24 protein-coding genes are annotated in these 20767 nt (G+C 63.5%); 16 read left to right on the plus strand and 8 right to left on the minus strand.

Annotated features, from left to right (window positions below; genetic code table 11):
- Positions 1-135: 135 nt before the first annotated feature.
- The 4 genes from EJ074_RS15090 to EJ074_RS15105 are packed head-to-tail and all read left to right on the plus strand — an operon-like array spanning position 136 to position 3678.
- The gene (locus EJ074_RS15090; protein ID WP_245420303.1) at positions 136-1242 is read left to right on the plus strand and encodes a fatty acid desaturase family protein; all 1107 of its coding nucleotides are present in this window, start codon (positions 136-138) and stop codon (positions 1240-1242) included.
- A 46-nt stretch (positions 1243-1288) separates the two neighbouring features.
- A complete protein-coding gene (locus EJ074_RS15095) occupies positions 1289-1603 on the plus strand; it encodes a MocE family 2Fe-2S type ferredoxin (protein ID WP_095805435.1) in 315 nt (104 codons plus the stop codon).
- Positions 1604-1607: 4 nt separating this feature from the next.
- Complete coding sequence (locus EJ074_RS15100) at positions 1608-2837, plus strand: FAD-dependent oxidoreductase (RefSeq protein ID WP_095805120.1); 1230 nt, start codon at positions 1608-1610, stop codon at positions 2835-2837.
- Between the two features lie 34 nt (positions 2838-2871).
- Complete coding sequence (locus EJ074_RS15105; RefSeq protein ID WP_095805121.1) at positions 2872-3678, plus strand: 3-methyl-2-oxobutanoate hydroxymethyltransferase; 807 nt, start codon at positions 2872-2874, stop codon at positions 3676-3678.
- A 33-nt stretch (positions 3679-3711) separates the two neighbouring features.
- Here EJ074_RS15105 and EJ074_RS15110 read toward each other — a convergent pair whose 3' ends face one another.
- The 5 genes from EJ074_RS15110 to hslV form a co-directional block, all read right to left on the minus strand.
- Positions 3712-4671, minus strand: a complete 960-nt coding sequence (locus EJ074_RS15110) for a DUF1402 family protein (protein WP_095805122.1) — start codon at positions 4669-4671, stop codon at positions 3712-3714.
- A gap of 256 nt (positions 4672-4927) precedes the next feature.
- Positions 4928-6238 carry an ATP-dependent protease ATPase subunit HslU gene (hslU, locus tag EJ074_RS15115; RefSeq protein ID WP_095805123.1) on the minus strand — a complete coding sequence of 437 codons (1311 nt, stop codon included), beginning with the start codon at positions 6236-6238 and terminating at the stop codon, positions 4928-4930.
- Between the two features lie 5 nt (positions 6239-6243).
- Positions 6244-6843: a DUF2585 domain-containing protein gene (locus EJ074_RS15120; protein WP_095805124.1), complete on the minus strand. Its 600-nt coding sequence runs from the start codon at positions 6841-6843 to the stop codon at positions 6244-6246.
- 4 nt (positions 6844-6847) lie between these two features.
- The gene (locus EJ074_RS15125) at positions 6848-7372 is read right to left on the minus strand and encodes a GNAT family N-acetyltransferase (RefSeq protein WP_095805436.1); all 525 of its coding nucleotides are present in this window, start codon (positions 7370-7372) and stop codon (positions 6848-6850) included.
- A 15-nt stretch (positions 7373-7387) separates the two neighbouring features.
- Complete coding sequence (gene hslV / locus EJ074_RS15130) at positions 7388-7939, minus strand: ATP-dependent protease subunit HslV (RefSeq protein ID WP_095805125.1); 552 nt, start codon at positions 7937-7939, stop codon at positions 7388-7390.
- Between the two features lie 215 nt (positions 7940-8154).
- Here hslV and hisB point away from each other — a divergent pair, with 215 nt between their 5' ends.
- The 11 genes from hisB (at position 8155) to EJ074_RS15185 (ending at position 16719) form a co-directional block, all read left to right on the plus strand.
- The gene (hisB, locus tag EJ074_RS15135) at positions 8155-8754 is read left to right on the plus strand and encodes an imidazoleglycerol-phosphate dehydratase HisB (RefSeq protein WP_095805437.1); all 600 of its coding nucleotides are present in this window, start codon (positions 8155-8157) and stop codon (positions 8752-8754) included.
- 3 nt (positions 8755-8757) lie between these two features.
- Positions 8758-9234, plus strand: coding sequence for a DUF2628 domain-containing protein (locus EJ074_RS15140; RefSeq protein ID WP_095805126.1), 477 nt, complete (start codon positions 8758-8760; stop codon positions 9232-9234).
- Position 9235: 1 nt separating this feature from the next.
- Positions 9236-9886, plus strand: a complete 651-nt coding sequence (hisH, locus tag EJ074_RS15145) for an imidazole glycerol phosphate synthase subunit HisH (RefSeq protein WP_095805127.1) — start codon at positions 9236-9238, stop codon at positions 9884-9886.
- Positions 9887-9888: 2 nt separating this feature from the next.
- Positions 9889-10179, plus strand: coding sequence for a DUF1330 domain-containing protein (locus tag EJ074_RS15150; RefSeq protein WP_095805128.1), 291 nt, complete (start codon positions 9889-9891; stop codon positions 10177-10179).
- A 2-nt stretch (positions 10180-10181) separates the two neighbouring features.
- On the plus strand, positions 10182-10928 hold the full coding sequence (gene hisA, locus EJ074_RS15155) for a 1-(5-phosphoribosyl)-5-[(5-phosphoribosylamino)methylideneamino]imidazole-4-carboxamide isomerase (RefSeq protein ID WP_095805129.1): 747 nt from the start codon (positions 10182-10184) through the stop codon (positions 10926-10928).
- Positions 10925-11764, plus strand: a complete 840-nt coding sequence (locus EJ074_RS15160) for an arginase family protein (protein WP_095805130.1) — start codon at positions 10925-10927, stop codon at positions 11762-11764. Before hisA ends, EJ074_RS15160 begins: the two co-directional genes overlap by 4 nt.
- Entirely contained in the window at positions 11761-12555 is a 795-nt protein-coding gene (gene hisF / locus EJ074_RS15165) for an imidazole glycerol phosphate synthase subunit HisF (RefSeq protein WP_165350086.1), read from the plus strand. The genes EJ074_RS15160 and hisF overlap by 4 nt, the downstream gene beginning before the upstream one ends.
- Before the next feature lie 9 nt (positions 12556-12564).
- The gene (locus EJ074_RS15170; protein WP_095805132.1) at positions 12565-12888 is read left to right on the plus strand and encodes a phosphoribosyl-ATP diphosphatase; all 324 of its coding nucleotides are present in this window, start codon (positions 12565-12567) and stop codon (positions 12886-12888) included.
- A gap of 145 nt (positions 12889-13033) precedes the next feature.
- A complete protein-coding gene (gene coaA, locus EJ074_RS15175) occupies positions 13034-13993 on the plus strand; it encodes a type I pantothenate kinase (protein ID WP_095805133.1) in 960 nt (319 codons plus the stop codon).
- A 78-nt stretch (positions 13994-14071) separates the two neighbouring features.
- The gene (locus EJ074_RS15180; protein ID WP_095805134.1) at positions 14072-15109 is read left to right on the plus strand and encodes a glycosyltransferase family 2 protein; all 1038 of its coding nucleotides are present in this window, start codon (positions 14072-14074) and stop codon (positions 15107-15109) included.
- Between the two features lie 68 nt (positions 15110-15177).
- The gene (locus EJ074_RS15185) at positions 15178-16719 is read left to right on the plus strand and encodes a hypothetical protein (protein WP_129553555.1); all 1542 of its coding nucleotides are present in this window, start codon (positions 15178-15180) and stop codon (positions 16717-16719) included.
- 3 nt (positions 16720-16722) lie between these two features.
- Here EJ074_RS15185 and EJ074_RS15190 read toward each other — a convergent pair whose 3' ends face one another.
- The 3 genes from EJ074_RS15190 to EJ074_RS15200 all read right to left on the minus strand — a co-directional run bounded on the left by EJ074_RS15190 (position 16723) and on the right by EJ074_RS15200 (position 19630).
- Positions 16723-17334, minus strand: coding sequence for an alpha-ketoglutarate-dependent dioxygenase AlkB (locus EJ074_RS15190; RefSeq protein ID WP_095805136.1), 612 nt, complete (start codon positions 17332-17334; stop codon positions 16723-16725).
- Positions 17335-17500: 166 nt separating this feature from the next.
- The gene (gene arfB / locus EJ074_RS15195) at positions 17501-17938 is read right to left on the minus strand and encodes an alternative ribosome rescue aminoacyl-tRNA hydrolase ArfB (RefSeq protein ID WP_095805439.1); all 438 of its coding nucleotides are present in this window, start codon (positions 17936-17938) and stop codon (positions 17501-17503) included.
- Between the two features lie 81 nt (positions 17939-18019).
- Positions 18020-19630, minus strand: a complete 1611-nt coding sequence (locus EJ074_RS15200) for a phosphoenolpyruvate carboxykinase (RefSeq protein ID WP_095805438.1) — start codon at positions 19628-19630, stop codon at positions 18020-18022.
- Between the two features lie 342 nt (positions 19631-19972).
- Here EJ074_RS15200 and EJ074_RS15205 point away from each other — a divergent pair, with 342 nt between their 5' ends.
- Positions 19973-20674, plus strand: coding sequence for a response regulator transcription factor (locus tag EJ074_RS15205; RefSeq protein WP_006201274.1), 702 nt, complete (start codon positions 19973-19975; stop codon positions 20672-20674).
- Positions 20675-20767 lie beyond the last annotated feature (93 nt).

The following is a 20767-nucleotide window of genomic DNA, read 5'->3' on the forward strand; positions in this document are numbered from 1 at the left end:
TTCTGATGTGAAATGATAGAAACTATCTTTGTGATATTGAGGCTATCATCCATTAGCGCTATTTTGCGCCTCGACGCCCGCCATAGCGCCCGTTTTGCATGCGGGCGACTCGCCAGGCGCTGACGGAGGAACCTCATGACGGCAACGATGGACGCAGCACCGTCCCGCCGCGACTACAGCCTGGTCGGTCGTGATGCCAAGCTCGCGGTCGAGAACGGACTGGCATCGGCCGAGTGGTACCACACCGAGATCCCGCGCAAGCAGATGAAGGAACTGATGCAGCGCTCGGACCAGCCGGCGATCCGCGACACCATCATCTGGCTCGGCGCCCTGATCATCAGTGCCGCAGGCGGCGCCTGGTTCTGGGGCACCTGGTGGTGCGTGCCCTTCTTCTTCGTCTACGGGACGCTCTACGGTTCCTCGACCGATTCCCGCTGGCACGAATGCGGCCACGGCACGGCGTTCCGGACGCAGTGGATGAACGATGCCGTCTACCAGATCGCCTGCTTCATGATCATGCGCAATCCGGTGACCTGGCGATGGAGCCACACGCGCCACCACACCGACACCATCATTGTCGGCCGCGATCCGGAAATCGCCGTGATGCGGCCGCCGGACCTGGTTCGCACCGTGCTGGCCTTCGTCGGCATTCTCGACGCCTGGCACGCGATGAGCGACATGCTGCGCAACGCGGCCGGCAACATCAGCGCGGCGGAAAAGACCTTCATTCCCGAGCAGGAGCAGCCGAGGGCGATCCGCATCGCCCGGATCTGGACGGCGATCTATGCCGCCACGATCGCCCTGGCGCTCTATTTCGGATCGTTCCTGCCGCTGATGCTGGTCGGCCTGCCGCGGCTCTACGGCGCCTGGCACCACGTCATGACCGGCCTGCTGCAGCATGGCGGCCTCGCCGACAATGTCACCGACCACCGGCTCAACAGCCGCACCGTCTACATGAACCCGATCAGCCGCTTCATCTACTGGAACATGAACTACCATGTGGAGCACCACATGTTCCCGATGGTGCCCTACCACGCCTTGTCGAAGCTGCATGAGATGATCAAGCACGACCTGCCGGCGCCGACGCCGTCGATCCTGGCCGGTTACCGCGAGATGATCCCCGCCTTCCTGCGCCAGCTGCGCTACGAGGACTATTTCATCAAGCGCGAGCTGCCGCCGACGGCGCGGCCCTATCGGGAGGACCTGCACAGCGATGATCCCGCTGCGGCGGCGGCCGAGTGACCGCCCGGCACGAATGCCGGGCAATTCAATTTCGCCGGAGGACAAAATGAGCGACTGGGTCGAGGCCTGCACGGCCGGAGACATCGACGAAGAGGACGTGATGCGGTTCGACCACGGCGGCAGAACCTACGCGATCTATCGCAGCCCCGATGACGAATATTTCGCGACCGACGGGCTGTGCACGCATGAGAAGGTGCACCTGGCCGACGGGCTGGTGATGGACGACATCATCGAATGCCCCAAGCACAATGGGCGCTTCAACTACAAGACCGGCGACGCCAGGGGCGCGCCGGTATGCGTCAATCTCAAGACCTATCCGGTCAAGGTCGACGCGGGCAAAGTCCTCATTCAGGTCGGGTGACGCGATGGCGGGAGGAATGGTCGTCATCGGCGCCGGCGAATGCGGCGGGCGCGCAGCGCTCACCTTGCGCGATCTCGGTTGCGAAGGTCCGGTTACGCTGGTCGGCGACGAGCCGCACCTGCCCTATGAAAGGCCGCCGCTCTCGAAAGAGGCCATGACCGGTGAGGCGCCGGCCATCAAGGCGATCGCCAGCGACGAAATTCTTGCCGAGCGGTCGATCCGGCACCTCCATTCCGTGCGGGCCGTCGGCATCGACCGCGCCGCGCATCTCGTAACTCTCTCGGACGGCTCCTCACTCCCCTATGACAAGCTGCTGCTTGCAACCGGATCGGTGCCGCGCAGGCTGCCGATGCCGGGCCTGGGCGGACGCTGCGTCTATCTCAGGACATTCAACGACGCGCTCGCCATCCGCGCTCATCTTCGGGCGGGCAACCGCGTCGCCATCATCGGCGGCGGCTTCATCGGTCTCGAGCTTGCCGCCTCCTCGCGCAAGCTTGGCGCCACGGTCTCCGTCATAGAGGCGCAGCCGCGAATCCTGATGCGCGGCGTGCCGGCCGACATCGCCGAAATCATCCATCAGGCGCATGAGGCCGAAGGCGTGAAAATCCTCACCGGCCAGGGCATCACGGCGATAGCCGATGACGGCACTCAGGTCCGCATCACGCTTGCCGACGGCCAGCAGATCGTTGCCGATCTAGCAGTGATTGGCATCGGCGCGGTGCCGGTGACGGCGCTCGCCGCCGAAGCGGGACTTGCCATCGACAACGGCATCGCCGTCGACCGGCAATTGCGTACCGCCGATCCGGATATTTTCGCAGCCGGCGACTGCTGCTCGTTTCCGCTCGCCATCTATGGCGGACGACGCGTGCGGCTGGAGGCCTGGCGCAATGCGCAGGAACAGGGCGCGCTCGCGGCCAGGAACATGCTGGGGGCAAACGAGGATCATGCCGCCGTGCCGTGGTTCTGGTCGGATCAATATGGCCTGACGCTGCAGATCGCCGGACTTTCCGACGAAGGCCGCTCGATCGTGCGTCGCGACCTCGACGACGATGCTTTCATCCTGTTCCACCTGGCTGAGGATGGGCGGCTGGTGGCGGCGAGCGGCATCGGCCCGGGCAATGCGGTGGCGCGCGACATCCGCCTGGGCGAGATGCTGATTGCCAAGCGGGCAAAGCCGGCGCCGGAGGCGCTGGGGTCGCAGACGGTCAAGCTGAAATCACTGCTGGCGGCGTAAGCGGCCACATCAACAGACACATCGAGGGGTGGAAATGGCACGCAGCAGACCGACCGTCGCCGATTTGCAGTCGCTGAAGGGCAAGCGCCAGCTTTCCAAGCTGCGCGTCTTCTCGCTGGAGGAGGCCGAGGCCGCCGAGCGCGCCGGCATCGACCTCATCTCGGTACCTTATGATTTGATGTTCGATCCGCGATTCCGCGACGCCGCGCCAACCTGCTTTGCCATTCCCGGCGACGAACGCGTGAAGCTCGGCGCGACCACCGACGAGATCCTGCGCATGGCGGTGAAGCTGCGCGCGGCCAGTGCCGACGCCATGTATTGTTCGGCCAGCCTGCAGACCATTCGCCGGCTGCGCGACGAGCACATTCCGGTCTGTGGCCATGTCGGCCTGATTCCGGCGCATGCGACCTGGACGGGCGGCTTCAAGGCGGTGGGCAAGACGGCCGAGAGCGCGACGTTCGTCTGGAAGCAGGTCAAGGACCTCGAAGCAGCCGGCGCTTTCGCCGCGGAGATCGAGGTGGTGCCGGCTGGTGTCTCCAGCGCGATCTCGCGGCGCACGTCGCTGATCATGATCTCGATGGGGGCCGGTGCCGGCTGCGACGCGCAATACCTGTTCTCGGAAGACGTGCTCGGCAGCAATCGCGGCCATTATCCGCGCCATGCCAAGCGCTATCGCGACTTCGCGGCGGAATTCGACCGTCTTCAGAACGAGCGCATCGCCGCCTTCCGCGAATATGCCGCAGATATCCAGTCCGGCGCCTATCCGGCGCCACGGCACATCGTCGAGGCGGATGCGGAGGAACTGCGCAAATTCGAAGCTTTCCTGGCGTCCGAAGGCTGATCCGCCAAGCCGGGCCAGATCGGCATCCGCCGGTCAGAAAAGCGCCTTCAACTCGTTCAGCTTGTCGTTGACCAGCCAGCCGTAATAATTTTCCTCGGGCAGCTTTTCCGGCTCGCCGGCGGCGCGGCGCTTCTCGTTCTCCTCCTTCAGCGCATAGGCGCGCTGCTCGGGATTGCCGACATTGTAAAGCGTGGCGGTCAGGCCGGGATTGTCGGAGATGTCGAAGCCGGCGATGCTCTTGTAGGCATCGATCGACTTCCTGATCGTGGCGGCGACGTAAGGCAATGTCAGGTCCGGGTCCATGATGGTCTTGTAGACCGCGTTCGGATCCTCGACGTCGAGCTTCGGCAACCCCGAGACTTCGTGCACGAGGTCGCTCATCTGCAATGCCGTCAGCGGGTTGAGCTGGCCGAGGCCGAAGGTCTGGCCGGCATAGTAGGGCTGAAAGAAGGTGGCGCCGAAACGGTCGTTGGGGAAGCTTGTCCCGCCGACGCTCCTGCCGCGGAAGGCGTGGTTCCAGACCTGTTCGCGGCACTCCCAGAGGTCATAGCTACCGCTCACGCCGGCGCATTTCTTGAACTCGGGCCGCTGCACGAAATCGCTGACGTCCTCGCCCTCGTAGGCGAAGGTCAGCTTGCTCGACAGATACGACATCGTCTTGACGTAGTAGGTCTGCAGCCGGTCGTAGGCGTCGACATTGTAGGTATGCTCGCCGACGATGGCGCCAACGATGTGCATCGGATCGATGCCATAGGCCGCGGCCGCCTTCCTGATCTTGGCGCGAAGCTCGGCGTCGTTCTGCAACAGCGCGTAGACCTTGCGGTATTTGGCCTGGAAGGTGGTGTTGGTGGCCTGGGTGCGGCGGCTGGAAGCGCCGGGAATGTCGGGCTGCACCGCGTTGCGGTTGCCGGGCGGCACCATGGTAGCCGCATCGGCCGTTGCCACTAGAGCAGCCAATGCCAGGCCGATAAAGAGGACCACTTTTTTCTTCATGCGCCGCCGCCACTTTGGAACGGACCAGCCATCAACGGGTCGCCGACCTGTTCCAACCACTCATTTTTGCGCAATTTCGGACGGAAAACGCACTTTTCCTGAAATTGCCTCCGGAATCGGGCGGCAAACTAGGTAAAGCGCGCGGGAGAGTCGAGAGAAGGCCATCGCCCGCCACCAAGAATGGCGGCGGGATGCTTCCATTTGGCCACACCTTGCGCATCAGGCCGGCAGTTGCGCCGGCCTGAAACGGTGCTTGTCAGAGGATGAAGCGCGACAGGTCGGTGTTGCGCGACAGGTCGCCGACATGCTTCTGCACATAGGCGGCATCTATGGTGACCGCGGTGCCGTTCCGGTCCGGCGCGTCAAAGGAGATCTCGTCCAGGACGCGCTCCATCACCGTCTGCAGCCGCCGGGCACCGATATTCTCGACGCTGGCGTTGAGATCGACGGCAATGCCGGCGAGCGAATCGATGGCATCGTCGGTGAAGCTGAGATCGACGCCCTCCGTCTTCATCAGCGCAATGTACTGCTTGATCAGGCTTGCTTCCGTCTCGGTGAGGATGCGGACGAAATCCTGCTTTTCCAGCGCGCGCAGCTCGACGCGGATGGGCAACCGGCCCTGCAGCTCCGGCAGCAGGTCCGACGGCTTCGACACGTGGAAGGCGCCGGAGGCGATGAACAGGATGTGGTCGGTCTTCACCGGCCCATATTTGGTCGCAACGGTGGTGCCTTCGACCAGCGGCAGCAGGTCGCGCTGCACGCCTTCGCGCGACGGTCCGCCTGAAATGTCGCTTCTGGCGGCGATCTTGTCGATCTCGTCGAGGAAAACGATGCCGTCGTTTTCCGTGGCATCGAGCGCGCGGCGCACCACTTCGTCCTGGTCGAGCAGCTTGTCGGACTCGTCGCTGATCAGAAGCTCGTAGGATTCCTTGACCGTCGTCTTGCGGGTCTTGGTCCTGCGGCCGCCCATGGCCTTCGACAGCATGTCGTTGATGTTGAGCACGCCGATGTTGCCGCCGGGCATGCCCGGAATCTCGAAGCCCGGCATACCGCCGGTGCCCGTATCGGCGACCTCGACCTCGATTTCCTTGTCGTCGAGCTCGCCGTCGCGCAGCTTCTTGCGGAACGAGTCGCGCGTGGCCGGGCTCGCCGTCTTGCCGACCAGCGCCTCGAGCACGCGCTCCTCGGCGTTGATGTGGGCGCGGGCCTTGACGTCCTCGCGCATCTTCTCGCGCACAAGGCCGATGGCGACCTCGACGAGATCGCGCACGATCTGCTCGACATCGCGGCCGACATAGCCGACCTCGGTGAACTTGGTCGCCTCGACCTTGACGAAAGGAGCCCCGGCAAGCCGCGCCAGGCGGCGCGAGATTTCGGTCTTGCCGACGCCGGTCGGGCCGATCATCAGGATGTTCTTGGGCATCACCTCTTCGCGCATCTGGCCGTCCAGTTGCTGGCGGCGCCAGCGGTTGCGCAGGGCGATGGCGACGGCGCGCTTGGCGTCCTTCTGACCGATGATGAAGCGGTCGAGTTCCGAAACGATTTCGCGGGGAGAGAAGGTGCTCATATCAGTCAAATTCCACTTTGCCACTGCCTGATGGACTCGAACGGATGCAGCAGCATGATCACGTTGAGCGTCAGATTGTCCCGGATGATGTAGCCCGTGCCGAACTCGAAGATGAGCGCCAGGGCAACGACCACCCATATAGGAAGCTTTCGCGCCATCACAAATCCGAGCACCATGAACAGCGTGTCGGACACGGAGTTGATGACACTGTCGCCGTAGTAGTTGAGCGAGATGGTGCCGGCGCGGTAGCGCTCGATGATAAACGGGCTGTTCTCCAGAAGTTCCCAGCCGCCTTCGATGAGGACGGCGAAGGCCAGCCGCAGCCCCACCGGCGAGCGCGGGAACAGGAAGGTGCCGAGCGCGTAGAACAGGAAGCCATGGATGATGTGCGAGAAAGTGTACCAGTCGGAAATGTGCTGGGAGTTCTCCGAGCTGTTCACCACGCCGTGCCAGAGCTTGACATAGCCGCAGGTGCAGATCGGCGGATGACCCATGCCATAGAGAACGCCGGCCTGGAAGACGACGAGAGCCAGCACCAGCAGCAGCCCCATGCGCCAGCTGTCCTCATAGGCGGAAAGTGTCTTGTCTTCCTCGGATGCGGTCATCTGGTCATTCCCCCTCTTCCAAATCGGCCTCGTCCGCATCGACGGCCATCAACACGACGTCGCCATATTCCGACTGCCTGCGGCCTATCGGCCTGAAGCCGGCCTTCTCATAGGCGCGGATGGCGCGGCCGTTATCGGGATGCGGATCGATGATGACGCGCGGCGCGCCTTCCTCGAACAGCGCCTCTACGAACTGGCGGACAATGGCCGAGCCGTGACCGATGCCGACCAGCTCCGGCGGACCGATCGACAGATCGATGCCCAGCGTGCCGAACGGCTGGTCGGCATAGGGGTGGTCGTCCTCCAGATGCGGATCGTAGCTCTGCAGATACGCGATCGGCCTGCCGTCGAGCTCGACGATCAGGGGCTCGACCGAAACCGACGAGATGTGCTCGCGGATCTCGGCGATTTCCTTGTCCGGATCGCCCCACCATTCAGCCAAATGCGGTTCTGCCAACCAGCCGGCGATCATCGGCAGGTCTTTTTCAGTGACCGGCCGAAAATCGTAGACATGGGCTTGATTGGGCATCATGCCGACGCCGGCTCAGGCGGCATCGAGCGTTTCGACGACGAAGTTGCTGTTGGTGTAGACGCAGATGTCGGCGGCGATCTGCATGGCCTTGCGGGCGATTTCCTCGGCATCCTTTTCGGTATCGATCAGCGCGCGGGCCGCGGCCAGCGCATAGTTGCCGCCGGAGCCGATGGCCATGACGCCGTGCTCGGGTTCGAGCACGTCCCCGGTACCGGTCAACGCCAGCGAAACCGACCTGTCGACAACCAGCATCATTGCTTCCAGGCGGCGCAGATAGCGGTCGGTTCGCCAGTCCTTGGCGAGCTCGACGCAGGCGCGCGTCAGCTGATCCGGATATTGCTCCAGCTTGGCTTCGAGCCGCTCGAGCAGGGTAAAGGCGTCGGCGGTGGCGCCGGCAAAGCCGGCGATGACGCTGCCGTCCTTGCCGATGCGGCGCACTTTCCTGGCGTTGCCCTTCATGATGGTCTGGCCAAGGCTGACCTGGCCGTCGCCGGCAATCACGACCTTGTTGCCTTTGCGCACGGTGACGATGGTCGTGGCGTGCATGGTCAGTTCATTCGACATTTCCAGCTCCGATTCGCGCTATCCCTTTGAAAGGCGATTGGCGCGGTACGAGTGAGTTTGATCGGCCATATGTATGCATGCGGCGGGTGATTGCAAACCGCTCTCCGGCAACGCCGATACCGTCTGGAATGGCAACTGGCAATCGCCGGATCATGCTGATAGAAGGCTTTCGTTTTCAAGCCCGAGCCCCCGGGCAGGACAGTCAGGACAGAGTTATGCCGCCCCGTTCCGCCGAAGTCAGCCGCAAGACCAAGGAAACCGAGATTTCGGTCTCGGTCCATGTCGACGGCAAGGGCAAGGCCGAGATTTCGACGGGCGTCGGTTTCTTCGATCACATGCTCGACCAGCTGTCGCGCCATTCGCTGATCGACATGACCATCAACGCCAAGGGCGACCTGCATATCGACGACCACCACACGGTCGAGGATACCGGCATCGCGATCGGCCAGGCGCTGAGCCAGGCGCTGGGCGACCGGCGCGGCATCATGCGCTATGCCTCGCTCGACCTGGCCATGGACGAGACGCTGACCAGGGCGGCGATCGACGTTTCAGGGCGGCCGTTCCTGGTCTGGAACGTCGCTTTCTCGTCACCGAAGATCGGCACGTTCGACACCGAGCTGGTGCGCGAGTTCTTCCAGGCGCTGGCGCAGAATGCCGGCATCACGCTGCATGTCACCAACCACTACGGCGCCAACAACCACCATATTGCCGAGACCTGCTTCAAGGCGGTCGCGCGGGTGTTGCGCGCAGCGCTGGAACGCGATCCGCGCCAGCCCGAGGCAGTGCCTTCCACCAAGGGTTCGCTGAAAGGTTAGGCGATGGCGATCTATGTCGTGATGGACCCGCCGGCGGGCGCCAGCAGAGGCGACGCCACGCGCTTCGTGCGCGACGGCTTCACCTGGCTGGGCTTCCTGTTTTCGCCGCTGTGGCTCGCCTGGCACCGGCTCTGGATCGAAGCGGCCCTCACCTTCGCGGTGATGGCCGTGCTGCCTCTGCTGGCCGAGAAACTCGGGCTTGAGTGGGCCGGCTCAGCGCTGTCGCTGCTGGTGTCGCTCTATGTCGGTTTGGAAGGGCAGGCCCTGCGTATCGCGGCGCTCCGCCGCCGTGGCTGGCGCGAATGGGGCGTGGTCGAGGCCGGCTGGCTCGCAGACGCCGAGATCCGTCACGCGCTCGAAGCCGAAGCGGGGGCCGAGGAACAGGCGCCTTTGCCGCGCATCGTTCCGGACACGCAGCTGGCGCGACCGGCCCAGACGGGCTTGGCGCTGGGACTGACCCACACGCCGGGACGGCCCTGACATGCGGGTTGCGATCATCGATTACGGCTCGGGCAATCTGCGCTCGGCAACAAAAGCCTTCGAGCGGGCCGCGCATGAGGGCGGCATTGCCGCAACCATAGAGCTGACCGCCGATGCCGAGCGGGTGGGCACCGCCGACCGCATCGTGCTGCCGGGCGTCGGCGCCTATGCCGACTGCGCCGCCGGCCTGCATGCCGTGGCCGGCATGTGGGAAGCGGTGGAAGAGGTGGCTCTTCGCAAAGCACGGCCGTTTCTCGGCATCTGCGTCGGCATGCAGCTGATGTCGGAACGCGGTCTTGAGAAGACGATCACCAAGGGGTTCGGCTGGATTGCCGGCGACGTCGAGGAGATCGCGCCGGCCGATCCGGCGCTGAAGATCCCGCAGATCGGCTGGAACACGATCGAGCTTGCCCGTCCGCACCCCTTGTTCTCAGGCATCGAGACCGGTCCGAAAGGGCTGCACGCCTATTTCGTGCATTCCTATCATCTTCAAGCCACGAAGCCAGACCAGGTGCTGGCGACGGCCGACTATGGCGGCCCCGTAACGGCCGCGGTTGCACGCGACAACCTCGTCGGCACCCAATTCCATCCCGAGAAGAGCCAGGCGCTCGGTCTGGCGCTGATCGCCAATTTCCTCAGATGGAGGCCCTAGGCATGAGCAAGAAGGGTTATTGGATCGCCCTGATCGACGTCCGCGATCCCGACGTCTACCAGAAATATATCGAGGCCAACGCGAAGGCCTTCGCCAAATATGGCGCGACGTTTCCAGTGCGGGCGGGCCGCTATTCGAATCCGGAAGGGCCGACCGGCAATCGTCACGTGGTGGTGGAATTCCCGTCCTACGAGACAGCGCTCGCCTGTTATGACTCGCCCGAATACCAGGAAGCCTCCAAATTCCGGCTAGCTGCGTCGACCGGCCATTTCGTCATCGTCGAGGGTGCCTGACCGTGATCCTGTTTCCCGCGATCGACCTCAAGGACGGCAAATGCGTGCGCCTGAAGCATGGCGACATGGCGACCGCCACCATCTACAACGATGATCCGGCGGCCCAGGCGAAAGCCTTCGAGGAGCAGGGCTTCGAATGGCTGCATGTCGTCGACCTCAACGGCGCCTTCAAGGGCCAGAGCGTCAATTCCGCCGCGGTCGGCGCCATCCTGAAAGCGACGAAGAACCCGGTGCAACTCGGCGGCGGCATCCGCACGCTACCGCAGATCGAAGACTGGCTGGACCGCGGGCTGGCGCGCGTCATCCTGGGCACCATCGCAGTGCGCGAGCCGGAGCTGGTGAAGCAAGCCTGCAAGGCCTTTCCCGGCAGGATCGCCGTGGGCATCGACGCCAAGGGCGGCAAGGTCGCCGTCGAAGGCTGGGCGGAAGCCTCGGAACTCGGCGTCATCGAGTTGGCGCAAAAATTCGAAGGCGCGGGCGTCGCCGCCATCATCTACACCGACATCGACCGCGACGGGGTGCTGACCGGCATCAACTGGGATTCGACCATCAGCCTCGCCGAGGCCGTATCGATCCCGGTGATCGCTTCCGGCGGGCTCGCCTCGATCGCCGACATCGTGCGCATGACCATGCCCGACGCGACCAAGCTGGAAGGCGCAATCTCCGGCCGGGCGCTTTATGACGGGCGCATCGATCCGGCCGAGGCGCTGGCGATCCTGCGCGGCGAGAGCCTGGAGGCCAGGCCGTGAAGGTTTCGATCATCCTGGCGTCCTATGACAGCGGCCACTATCACGGCGGCTGGGGCCAGGGTCCCGACGCGCTGATCTCCGGCGGATTGGCCGACGCCCTGAGGCTGGCCGGCCACGAGGTCGACGTGCACGACATCGGCAAGGTCGTCGAGGACGAACAGGAGCGCGAGATCGGCACCGGATTTGCCGTCTGCAATGCCGTCTCGGGCGAGGTTCGCATCGCGCTGGACAACGGGCGATTTCCCATCGTTCTGGCCGGAAACTGCCTGACCAGCGCGGGTGCCGTGGCCGGCGAGGGCGCAGACGCCATCATCTGGGCCGACCAGCATGGCGACCTCAACACGCCCGACACCTCCACCTCCGGCCTTCTCGACGGCATGGCGCTGGCGACCGTGCTTGGCCTCTGCTGGCGGCGGCTGGCGATGCAGATTCCGGGGTTCAAGCCGATCGATCCGGCTCGTTGCGTGCTGGTCGATGCGCGCGACCTCGACCCCGCGGAAAAAGAGCTGCTGGATAGGCAGCCGATTCTTCGCACCGAATGTCCAGGCTGGGCGGGGGTGGCCGAGACGCTGAACGCAGCCGGCGCCGAGCGGGTCCATATGCATCTCGATCTCGATGTGCATGACCCTGAGGAGTTGCAGGCCAATCACTACAGCACGCCCGGTGGTCCGGCGCCGGAACAGGTGCGTTCGGCCATTTGCGGCCTTGCAGGGCGGCTGAGCATCGCCGGCCTCACCATCTCCGCCTATGACCCGGCTTTCGACGCCAAGGGCGAGGTGCCGCCGCTGGTGGGCGGATTGCTTGTCGACCTGCTCGCGACGCTGGAGAAACGCTGATGCTGAAGGCCCGCGTCATCCCTTGCCTCGACGTCAAGAACGGCCGCGTCGTCAAGGGCGTCAACTTCGTCGACCTCATCGATGCGGGCGATCCGGTCGAGGCCGCCAAGGCCTATGACGCGGCTGGCGCCGACGAGCTTTGCTTCCTCGACATCACCGCTTCGTCGGACAATCGCGAGACGATCTTCGACGTCGTCGCCCGCACGGCGGAACAGTGCTTCATGCCGCTCACCGTCGGGGGCGGCGTGCGCCAGGTGGCCGACATCCGCAAGCTGTTGCTGGCCGGCGCCGACAAGGTGTCGATCAACACGGCCGCGGTGAAGACCCCCGATTTCGTCGCGGAAGCCGCCGACAAGTTCGGCAACCAGTGCATTGTCGTCGCCATCGACGCCAAGAAGGTGTCGGCGGCCGGCGAGGCCGACCGCTGGGAGATCTTCACCCATGGCGGCCGCGAGAAGACCGGCATCGATGCGGTGGAATTCGCGACGCGGATGGTGGAGCGCGGCGCCGGCGAGATCCTTTTGACCTCGATGGACCGCGACGGCACCAAGGCCGGCTACGACATCGCGCTGACGCGCGCCATCGCCGATGCGGTGCGAGCGCCGGTCATCGCTTCGGGCGGCGTCGGCACGCTCGATCACATGGTGGAAGGCATCCGCGACGGCCATGCCGGCGCGGTGCTGGCCGCCTCGATATTCCATTTCGGCACCTACACCATCGCCGAAGCCAAGGCGCATATGGCAAAGGCCGGCCTGCCGATGCGGCTGGACTCGGCCGCCCATCGGACTTAAACCGCTGCTATGGCTCAATTTTCGCTCGCCGAGCTGGAAACGATCATCCATCAGCGCGCCCATTCGGGCGACCCGGAATCATGGACGGCGAAGCTGTTCGCCAAGGGCATGGACAAGGCGGCGCAGAAGCTCGGCGAGGAAGCGGTCGAGGCCGTTATCGCCGCCATCCGCGGCGACCGCGCCGCCCTCGTTTCGGAAAGTGCGGATCTTCTATATCATTGGCTGGTCGTCCTTGGCATTGCGGGCGTTCCGCTGGACGACGTGATGAAGGAGCTCGAGGGACGCACCGGTCGCTCGGGCCTCGCCGAAAAGGCGTCGCGGCCCAAGGGCTGACCGAAAGAGACGGATAGAGCATGACGTTGCCCGAAAACCGCTTCTCACTTTTCGGCATCATGCTCAAAGGGACGGATAGAGCATGATGTCGCCCGAAAACCGCTTCTCACTTTTCGGCATCATGCTCTAGGAGGGCAGGAACTCGATGGACCAGCTTGCTCCTACCGAGAAATATTCCCCCTACCGATTTTTTTCCGCCGAGCAATGGTCACAATTCCGCGCCGATACGCCGCTGACACTGACCGAGGACGAGATCCACCGGCTGCGTTCGCTCAACGATCCGGTCGACCTCGAAGAGGTCAAACGCATCTATCTGTCGCTGTCGCGCCTGCTCTCGGCGCATGTCGAGGCAAGCCAGCTCCTGTTTCGCCAGCGCCAGGCCTTCTTCAACGCCGAGGATGCGACCAAGACGCCCTTCATCATCGGCATCGCCGGCTCGGTCGCCGTCGGCAAGTCGACCACGGCACGCGTGCTGAAGGAACTTCTGGCGCGCTGGCCCTCGAGCCCCAAGGTCGATCTCATCACCACCGACGGTTTCCTTTTGCCGAACGAGATCCTGCGCCGCGACAATCTGATGGAGCGCAAGGGCTTTCCTGAAAGCTACGATGTCGGCGCGCTGCTGCGCTTCCTGTCGGGCATCAAATCGGCGCAACGCAATGTGCGGGCGCCGGTCTACTCGCACCTCACCTATGACGTCATCCCCGGCGAATTCGTCACCATCGACCGGCCGGACATATTGATCTTCGAGGGCATCAACGTGCTGCAGCCGGGCAAGCTGCCGAAGGACGGCAAGATCGTGCCGTTCCTGTCCGATTTCTTCGACTTCGCGATCTATATCGATGCCGACGAGACGCTGATCCACCAGTGGTACATCCAGCGCTTCATGCGGCTGCGCGAGACGGCCTTCCGCAATCCGGAATCCTTCTTCCACCGCTATTCGCAACTGTCGCAGGACGCCGCGCGCGCCATCGCCGAAGGTCTGTGGGCCAATATCAACCTGAAGAACCTGCGCGAGAACATCCTGCCGACACGGGCGCGGGCCGACCTTATCCTGCGCAAGGGCGCCAACCACCTTGTCGAGGAAGTGGCGCTGCGGAAATTGTGACGACTGGGTTAACGGGGCTTTAGGCAATCCGGGCTTAGCTTCCGGCCGGCAACTTTAGCGGGTGTCGGGAGCAACCTGGTGAACAAGGTGAGCAATGCCGCGGGCCGCAGGACCCCGGCCTATTCCCTGGTTATTCCTATCTTCAATGAAGAAGCGGTGCTGCCGCTGCTGGTGCGCCGGATCACGGCTTTGCTCGACAGGCTGGACGCAAGCGGCGAAGCCATCTTCGTCGACGATGGCAGCCGTGACACCAGCGCCATTTTCCTGCGCGGGATGGTCGTCGAGGAGCCGCGCTTCCGTCTTATCGAGCTGTCTCGCAACTTCGGCCATCAGATCGCGATCACGGCTGGCATGGACGCCGCCGCTGGCGACGCCGTGATCGTCCTGGATGGCGACCTTCAAGATCCGCCAGAAGTGGTGCTCGATCTCATTGCCAAGTGGAAGGAAGGCTACGAGATCGTCTACGCCCGACGCGTCAAGCGCGAAGGCGAGTCCCTGTTCAAGCGAATGACCGCCAAGCTGTTCTACCGCGTGCTGGAACACATGACCTCGGTCACCATCCCGCGCGATGTAGGCGATTTCCGACTTGTCGGGCGCAAGGCGCTGGAGACCTTCAAGAGCATGCCCGAGCGCGATCGCTTCGTGCGCGGCATGTTCGGCTGGATGGGCTTCAGGCAGACCGCGGTGCCGTTCGAGCGGCCGATGCGAGCGGCCGGGGAAACCAAATATCCGTTCTGGAAAATGACGCGGCTGGCGGTGCACGGCATCATGAGCTTTTCAGACAAACCGCTGCGCCTTTCGCTGTGGGTAGGCCTCGCCATTGCCGGCGTCGCTGCCCTGCTCGGCCTCTATGCCCTGTTTTCGTGGCTTTTCGTCAGCGGTGTCGTCCATGGCTGGACGTCGACAGTGGTGATCATCTCCTTCCTGTCAGGCATCAACCTCTTCATGACCGGCATCATCGGCCTTTATGTCGGGGGCATCCACGCCGAGGTGAAGCGCAGGCCCCTCTATGTGATCGATCGCCTGAACGGCTTCGAGGAAGCGATCTCCGCGATGACCAATGCCGAAGCCTCGAAGGATCGGCCGACGGCGACGCGCGAGCAGCGCTTCGGCTGACGTTGGGACAGGCTATGGAATCCCAAAGAACGTATGCTGCGGCCGAGGCACTTGCGGAGCAGCGCGCGATGTCCGCAGTCCAGGATCGCACGGTGGCGAGTCTTTCGAACGTCACCGGCCGGGTGCGCCATTTATGGGTCATGGTTTCCTGCCTATTGGTTCTGGCGATTGCTGTGCCATGGCAAACGCGGTGGGGTACGATACCCGACACAAGCTGGATCATCACCATGTGCGAGCGCGTGCTGGCTGGGGATCGCTTGTACGTCGACCTCATAGAGACCAATCCGCCCTTTACCATATGGCTGTACCTGCCGGCGGTTTATCTCGCCAACATCCTTGGCGTGGCTCCCGAATATGTGGTCCATGGCTACTCTTACGCCATCTGCATTTTCGGCTTGGGCTTTGCCGGCTTTGTAGCCCATCGCGCCCAGTTTCCCGGGAATTCCGAACTCTCCGCCTTTCTCCCGATGTTCCTGGCCCTGCTTGTGGTGTTTCCCGGCAATAGTTTCAGCGAGCGCGAGAATTTGGGAATAGCCATGTTCTTGCCGCTGCTGGTCCTTGATGCATGGCGCGCATCGGAGGACCGGAGGTCGGAGCCCGATTGGTGGTTGGCGGCGGCGGCCGGCCTCTCCGGCAGCATCATGGTTCTGGTGAAACCTTACTACGCGCTCATGGTCGTGGCGCCGGCGCTCTACGTCGCCTGGCGCCGGGGCAGCATCAGACACTTGTTCGCCATCGAATATTGGGTCGCTGGCATTGCCTGTCTGACTTACCTGACGGCGGTATTTTGCCTTTACCCAGAATTCATCCGCGACCTCTATCCGAAGCTCGCCGACACATATTTGCGCTACAAGTGGTACGTGCCGACAATCCTTACCTATGGCGGCGCATACCTGGTCTCCCTCTGCTTTCTCATGCGCTTGCAAACCGGCCGGGCGCTGCCGCCTCTGGTGATGGTGCCGGCGGTCGCATCCGCTGCCGCCTTGGTGCCCCTGATCTACCAAGGAAAAGGCTGGCCCTATCATGCCTATCCGGCCGTCGTCCTGCTCCTGGGCTCGATCCTATGCAGCGTCGCCACACGGCCACCCGGCATGACGCGCATGTCCCTTGCGCAGAAAATCCTCTTGGGGGCTGTGATTGCATCAAATTGGCTGCCCTTCGCGACGACCCAGAAGCCTGGATCGGATTTCGTTGCGACCATACGTGCCGCCGTCGATCATCCCACGGTCGGCCTAATCGGCTCCGGCGTTCAAATCGGCCACCCGCTCACCCGAATGCTCGACGGACGATGGATATCGGCCTATTGCAGTGATTGGTTTGGCAGCTTCGCCAGCGCATTCGCGCAATCGGAACGCGCCCGGGGAGACGCAGTCGACGCAGCTCGGCATGAGGCGCTCGAACGCAGTTATCTCAATGCCAAGATCAAGAATTTCGAGACAAAGAAACCTGATCTGATCCTTATCCAGAAGGCGGACACCTTCTGGATCGCGCAAGTGATGAAGCGTGGCGATTTCGCCAACTTCATGAAGGACTATCAATTGCTTACCGAGGATCAAAGCGTAGGTGTCTATATTCGCAGCGGTTCGCGAAAACTGGGCGCGAGTGGGTGACACTCAGCGGCAGACCCGCCGCAGCGTCAGGTTGATGCGGCCGCCGTTCTTCAATAGAGCCGAGGTCGCCGGATAGATGCGGTCGACGCCGTGGAAGGCGAGGCGCCCCTCGCCGCCGAGCACGACGACATCGCCGCTTTTGAGCCTGAACGACTTCGTCGCACCGTCGCGCGTGGTCTGACCGACGCGGAAAAGGCAGTCGTCTCCCAGGGACACGGAGACCACGGGTGCGGCGAAATCCTGCTCGTCGCGGTCCTGGTGCAGGCCCATTTTGGCGTCGCTCGAATAGAAATTGACGAGGCAGGCTTCCGGCGGGTGCGGATAGGCCGACACCTCGCGCCAAAGCTGCATCAAGGCCTCGGGGATCGGTGGCCAGGGCTGGCCGGTGACCGGATGCGTCGGCTGGTAGCGATAGCCGCGCTCCTTGTCGGTCACCCAGCCCAACGCGCCGCAATTGGTCATGCGCACGCTCATTTCCTTGCCCGTGCGCGGCATGGCCGGCACGTAAAGGGGTGCAGCCTGCACCACGCGCCTGATTTCTTCGACCAGAGCTTCCTGGGCCGGGCGGGAAAGATAAGCCGGCATATGGCGAACGCCCTTGGGCAGAACGAGCATGCGAGTTGATCCGATGAATTTTGCCGGATCATGCCACCCGGCGAGAGGCACCGCGACCCGAAAGAGCTTGCCCTTCGAGGATCGAGCGGTTCAGCTGTTCACCGCTCCAGGTTTTGTTTTACGCCATTCCGGTGGGAAAACCGCTACGCACTTTTCCTGGAATGGCCTAGTCGCTGTCGACCCGGCCGCGCAGCTTCTTGACCGTCGAGCGACCGGCCTTGGTCTTGAGGCGGCGTTCGACGGCGCCTTTCGAAGGTTTGGTCTTCTTGCGCGGCGGCGGTGGCGGCTCAGCCGCTTTCATGACCAGCGCGGTCAGCCGGGCCCTGGCGTCAGCGCGGTTCTGCTCCTGGGTGCGGAAGCGGCCGGCCTCGATGACGACGACGCCGTCCTTGGTGGCGCGCTGGCCGGCGAACTTGATCGTTCGCTGCCGCACGCGCTCGGAAAGGCCCGGCGCGTTCGCCGCGTCGAAGCGCAGTTGCACCGCGGTCGCCACCTTGTTGACATTCTGGCCGCCCGGGCCGGAGGACCGGATGAAATCCTCGCGCAGATCACCGGGGCTGATGACAGCCTCGTCGGCGATGATGATCTTGTCGTCGGCGTTCATGCGCGCAGTCATGACGCGGCGGCGAGAAAAAGAAAAGGCCCGGCCGGAGCCGGGCCCGAATCGGCAACAATGCGACGGCCGCTATTCGGCCGCTTCCTGCAGGCGCGGCGCGGCGCCCATGATGGCGGCGTCGACATGCTGCTCGAACTTCTCGAAATTGACGGCGAACATGCTGACCAGCTTCGCCGCCTGCCGGTCGTAGGCGGGCTTATCGGCCCAGGTCGAGCGCGGATCGAGGATGGCACTGTCGACGCCCGGAACCGCCACCGGCACCTCGAAGCCGAAATTCGCGTCTGTCCGGAAGGCTGCGGCATTCAGCGAGCCGTCGAGCGCGGCACCGAGCAAGGCGCGCGTCACCTTGATCGGCATGCGCCGGCCGGTGCCGTAGGCGCCGCCGGTCCAGCCGGTGTTGACCAGCCAGCAAGCGACGCCGTGGCCGGCGATAAGCTGGCGCAGCAGATTGCCGTATTCGGACGGGTGGCGCGGCATGAAGGGCGCGCCGAAGCAGGTCGAGAAGGTCGCCTCCGGCTCGGTGACGCCCTTTTCGGTTCCAGCGACCTTTGCCGTATAGCCGGAAAGGAAGTGGTACATGGCCTGCGCAGGGGTCAGCCTGGCGATCGGCGGCATCACGCCGAAGGCGTCGGCGGTGAGCATGATGATGTTCTTCGGGTGGCTGGCGCGGCCGCTCCGGCTGGCGTTGGGAATGTAATCCAGCGGGTAGGCGCAACGGGTGTTCTCGGTGAGGCTGCCGTCGTTGAAATCCGGCAGGCGGCCGGCGTCGAGCACGACGTTCTCCAGCACGGTGCCGAAACGCTGCGTGGTGGCGAAGATCTCCGGCTCGGCCTCGGCCGACAGCCTGATGGTCTTGGCGTAGCAGCCGCCTTCGAAATTGAAGATGCCATGCGGACCCCAGCCATGCTCGTCGTCGCCGATCAGCGTGCGCGAAGGATCGGCCGAGAGGGTGGTCTTGCCGGTTCCGGAGAGGCCGAAGAAGACCGCGGCGTCGCCGGCGGGTCCCTCGTTGGCCGAACAATGCATCGGCATCACGCCTTTTTCCGGCAGCAGGTAGTTCAGCATGGTGAATACCGACTTCTTCATCTCGCCGGCATAGGAGGTGCCGCCGATCAGCACGATCTTGCGCGTCAGATCGACCGCGATCACGGTTTCGGTGCGGGTGCCGTGGCGCGTCGGGTCGGCGCGGAAGGACGGCAGATCGATGATCGTCATTTCCGGCACGAAGCGCTCGAGTTCGGCCGGTTGCGGACGGATCAGAAGGTTGCGAATGAATAGCGAATGCCAGGCGAATTCGGTGACGACCCGAACCGGCAGCCTGAGATCGGCGTCGGCGCCGCCGACAAGGTCCTGGACATAGAGGTCCTTGGTTGCGGCATGGGCGCGGAAGTCGGAGAGCAGCGCCTCGAACTGAGCAGGCGAGATCGCCTTGTTGTTGTCCCACCAGACATGCGGCTCGGTCCTGTCGTCGCGCACGACGAATTTGTCCTTGGGCGAGCGGCCGGTATGCTGCCCCGTTTCCGCGACCAGCGCGCCATGCGCGGTCAATCTGGCCTCGCCGCGGCGGATCGATTCCTCATAGAGAAGTGCTGGTCCGAAATTGTAGCGCACCATGCCCGTGGTCGTCAGGCCGATCGCATCAATCGCGCAGTCGGGGTTGCGTTTTCCGGCTTCCAACATCAACTGTTCCTCTCTGGATTGGCCGCGCCAGCTTGGCGAATGTCTCAAGGCCGGCCAGGGTGCCTAGATGGTGAGAACCAGAAAAGCCGAATGATATCAAATCATTAATCGATTTAAAAAATTTGAAAGTTGTTTAAATCGTTTAAATGTGCAAAAAGTCACAGAGGTTGCCCAAAGGATTGGCAGGCTTCGATCGTCCAATCCCGAGTCGGGTGCGATCGTGTGTAGCGGCAGGCTGTCCGTGACTTCGGACGGCGCCTATGCCACATTTTGTACCCAATTTGTCCTGCAAAAGCCCCTTCTCGACGACAGAAGGGACAGCCCATGAGGGAGCCGCTTGAAATGGCAACAATCGCGCTTGTCGATGACGACCGCAACATTCTGACTTCGGTGTCGATCGCGCTCGAGTCCGAGGGCTATCGGGTCGAGACCTACACGGATGGTGCGTCGGCACTGGAAGGCCTGGCGGCGCGTCCGCCGAACCTTGCCATCCTCGACATCAAGATGCCGCGCATGGACGGCATGGAACTGCTGCGGCGCATGCGGCAGAAATCCGACCTGCCGGTGATCTTCCTGACCTCGAAGGACGATGAGATCGACGAGCTGTTCGGCCTCAAGATGGGCGCCGACGATTTCATCCGCAAACCCTTCTCGCAGCGCCTGCTGGTCGAGCGGGTGCGCGCGGTGCTGCGCCGCACCAGCGCCCGCGAGGCGGCGGCCAAGGCGCCAAGCCAGCAGGCGCGCTCGCTCGAGCGCGGCCAACTCGTGATGGACCAAGAGCGGCACACCTGCACCTGGAAGGGCGAGCCGGTGACGCTGACGGTGACCGAGTTCCTGATCCTGCATTCGCTGGCGCAACGGCCAGGTGTGGTAAAAAGCCGTGATGCGCTGATGGACTCAGCCTATGATGAGCAGGTGTATGTCGATGATCGCACCATCGACAGCCACATCAAGCGGCTGCGCAAGAAGTTCAAGGCGGTCGATGACGACTTCGAGATGATCGAAACCCTTTACGGAGTGGGATACCGGTTCCGCGAAGCTTGAATGGTGAATGGTGAATGGTGAATGGTGCGAGCGGCACCTATGATCCGGCTCTCTTGAGCGCCCATTGTTCCATTCACCATTCACCATTCACCC

Source organism: Mesorhizobium sp. M3A.F.Ca.ET.080.04.2.1 (assembly GCF_003952525.1).
Lineage (GTDB): Bacteria > Pseudomonadota > Alphaproteobacteria > Rhizobiales > Rhizobiaceae > Mesorhizobium.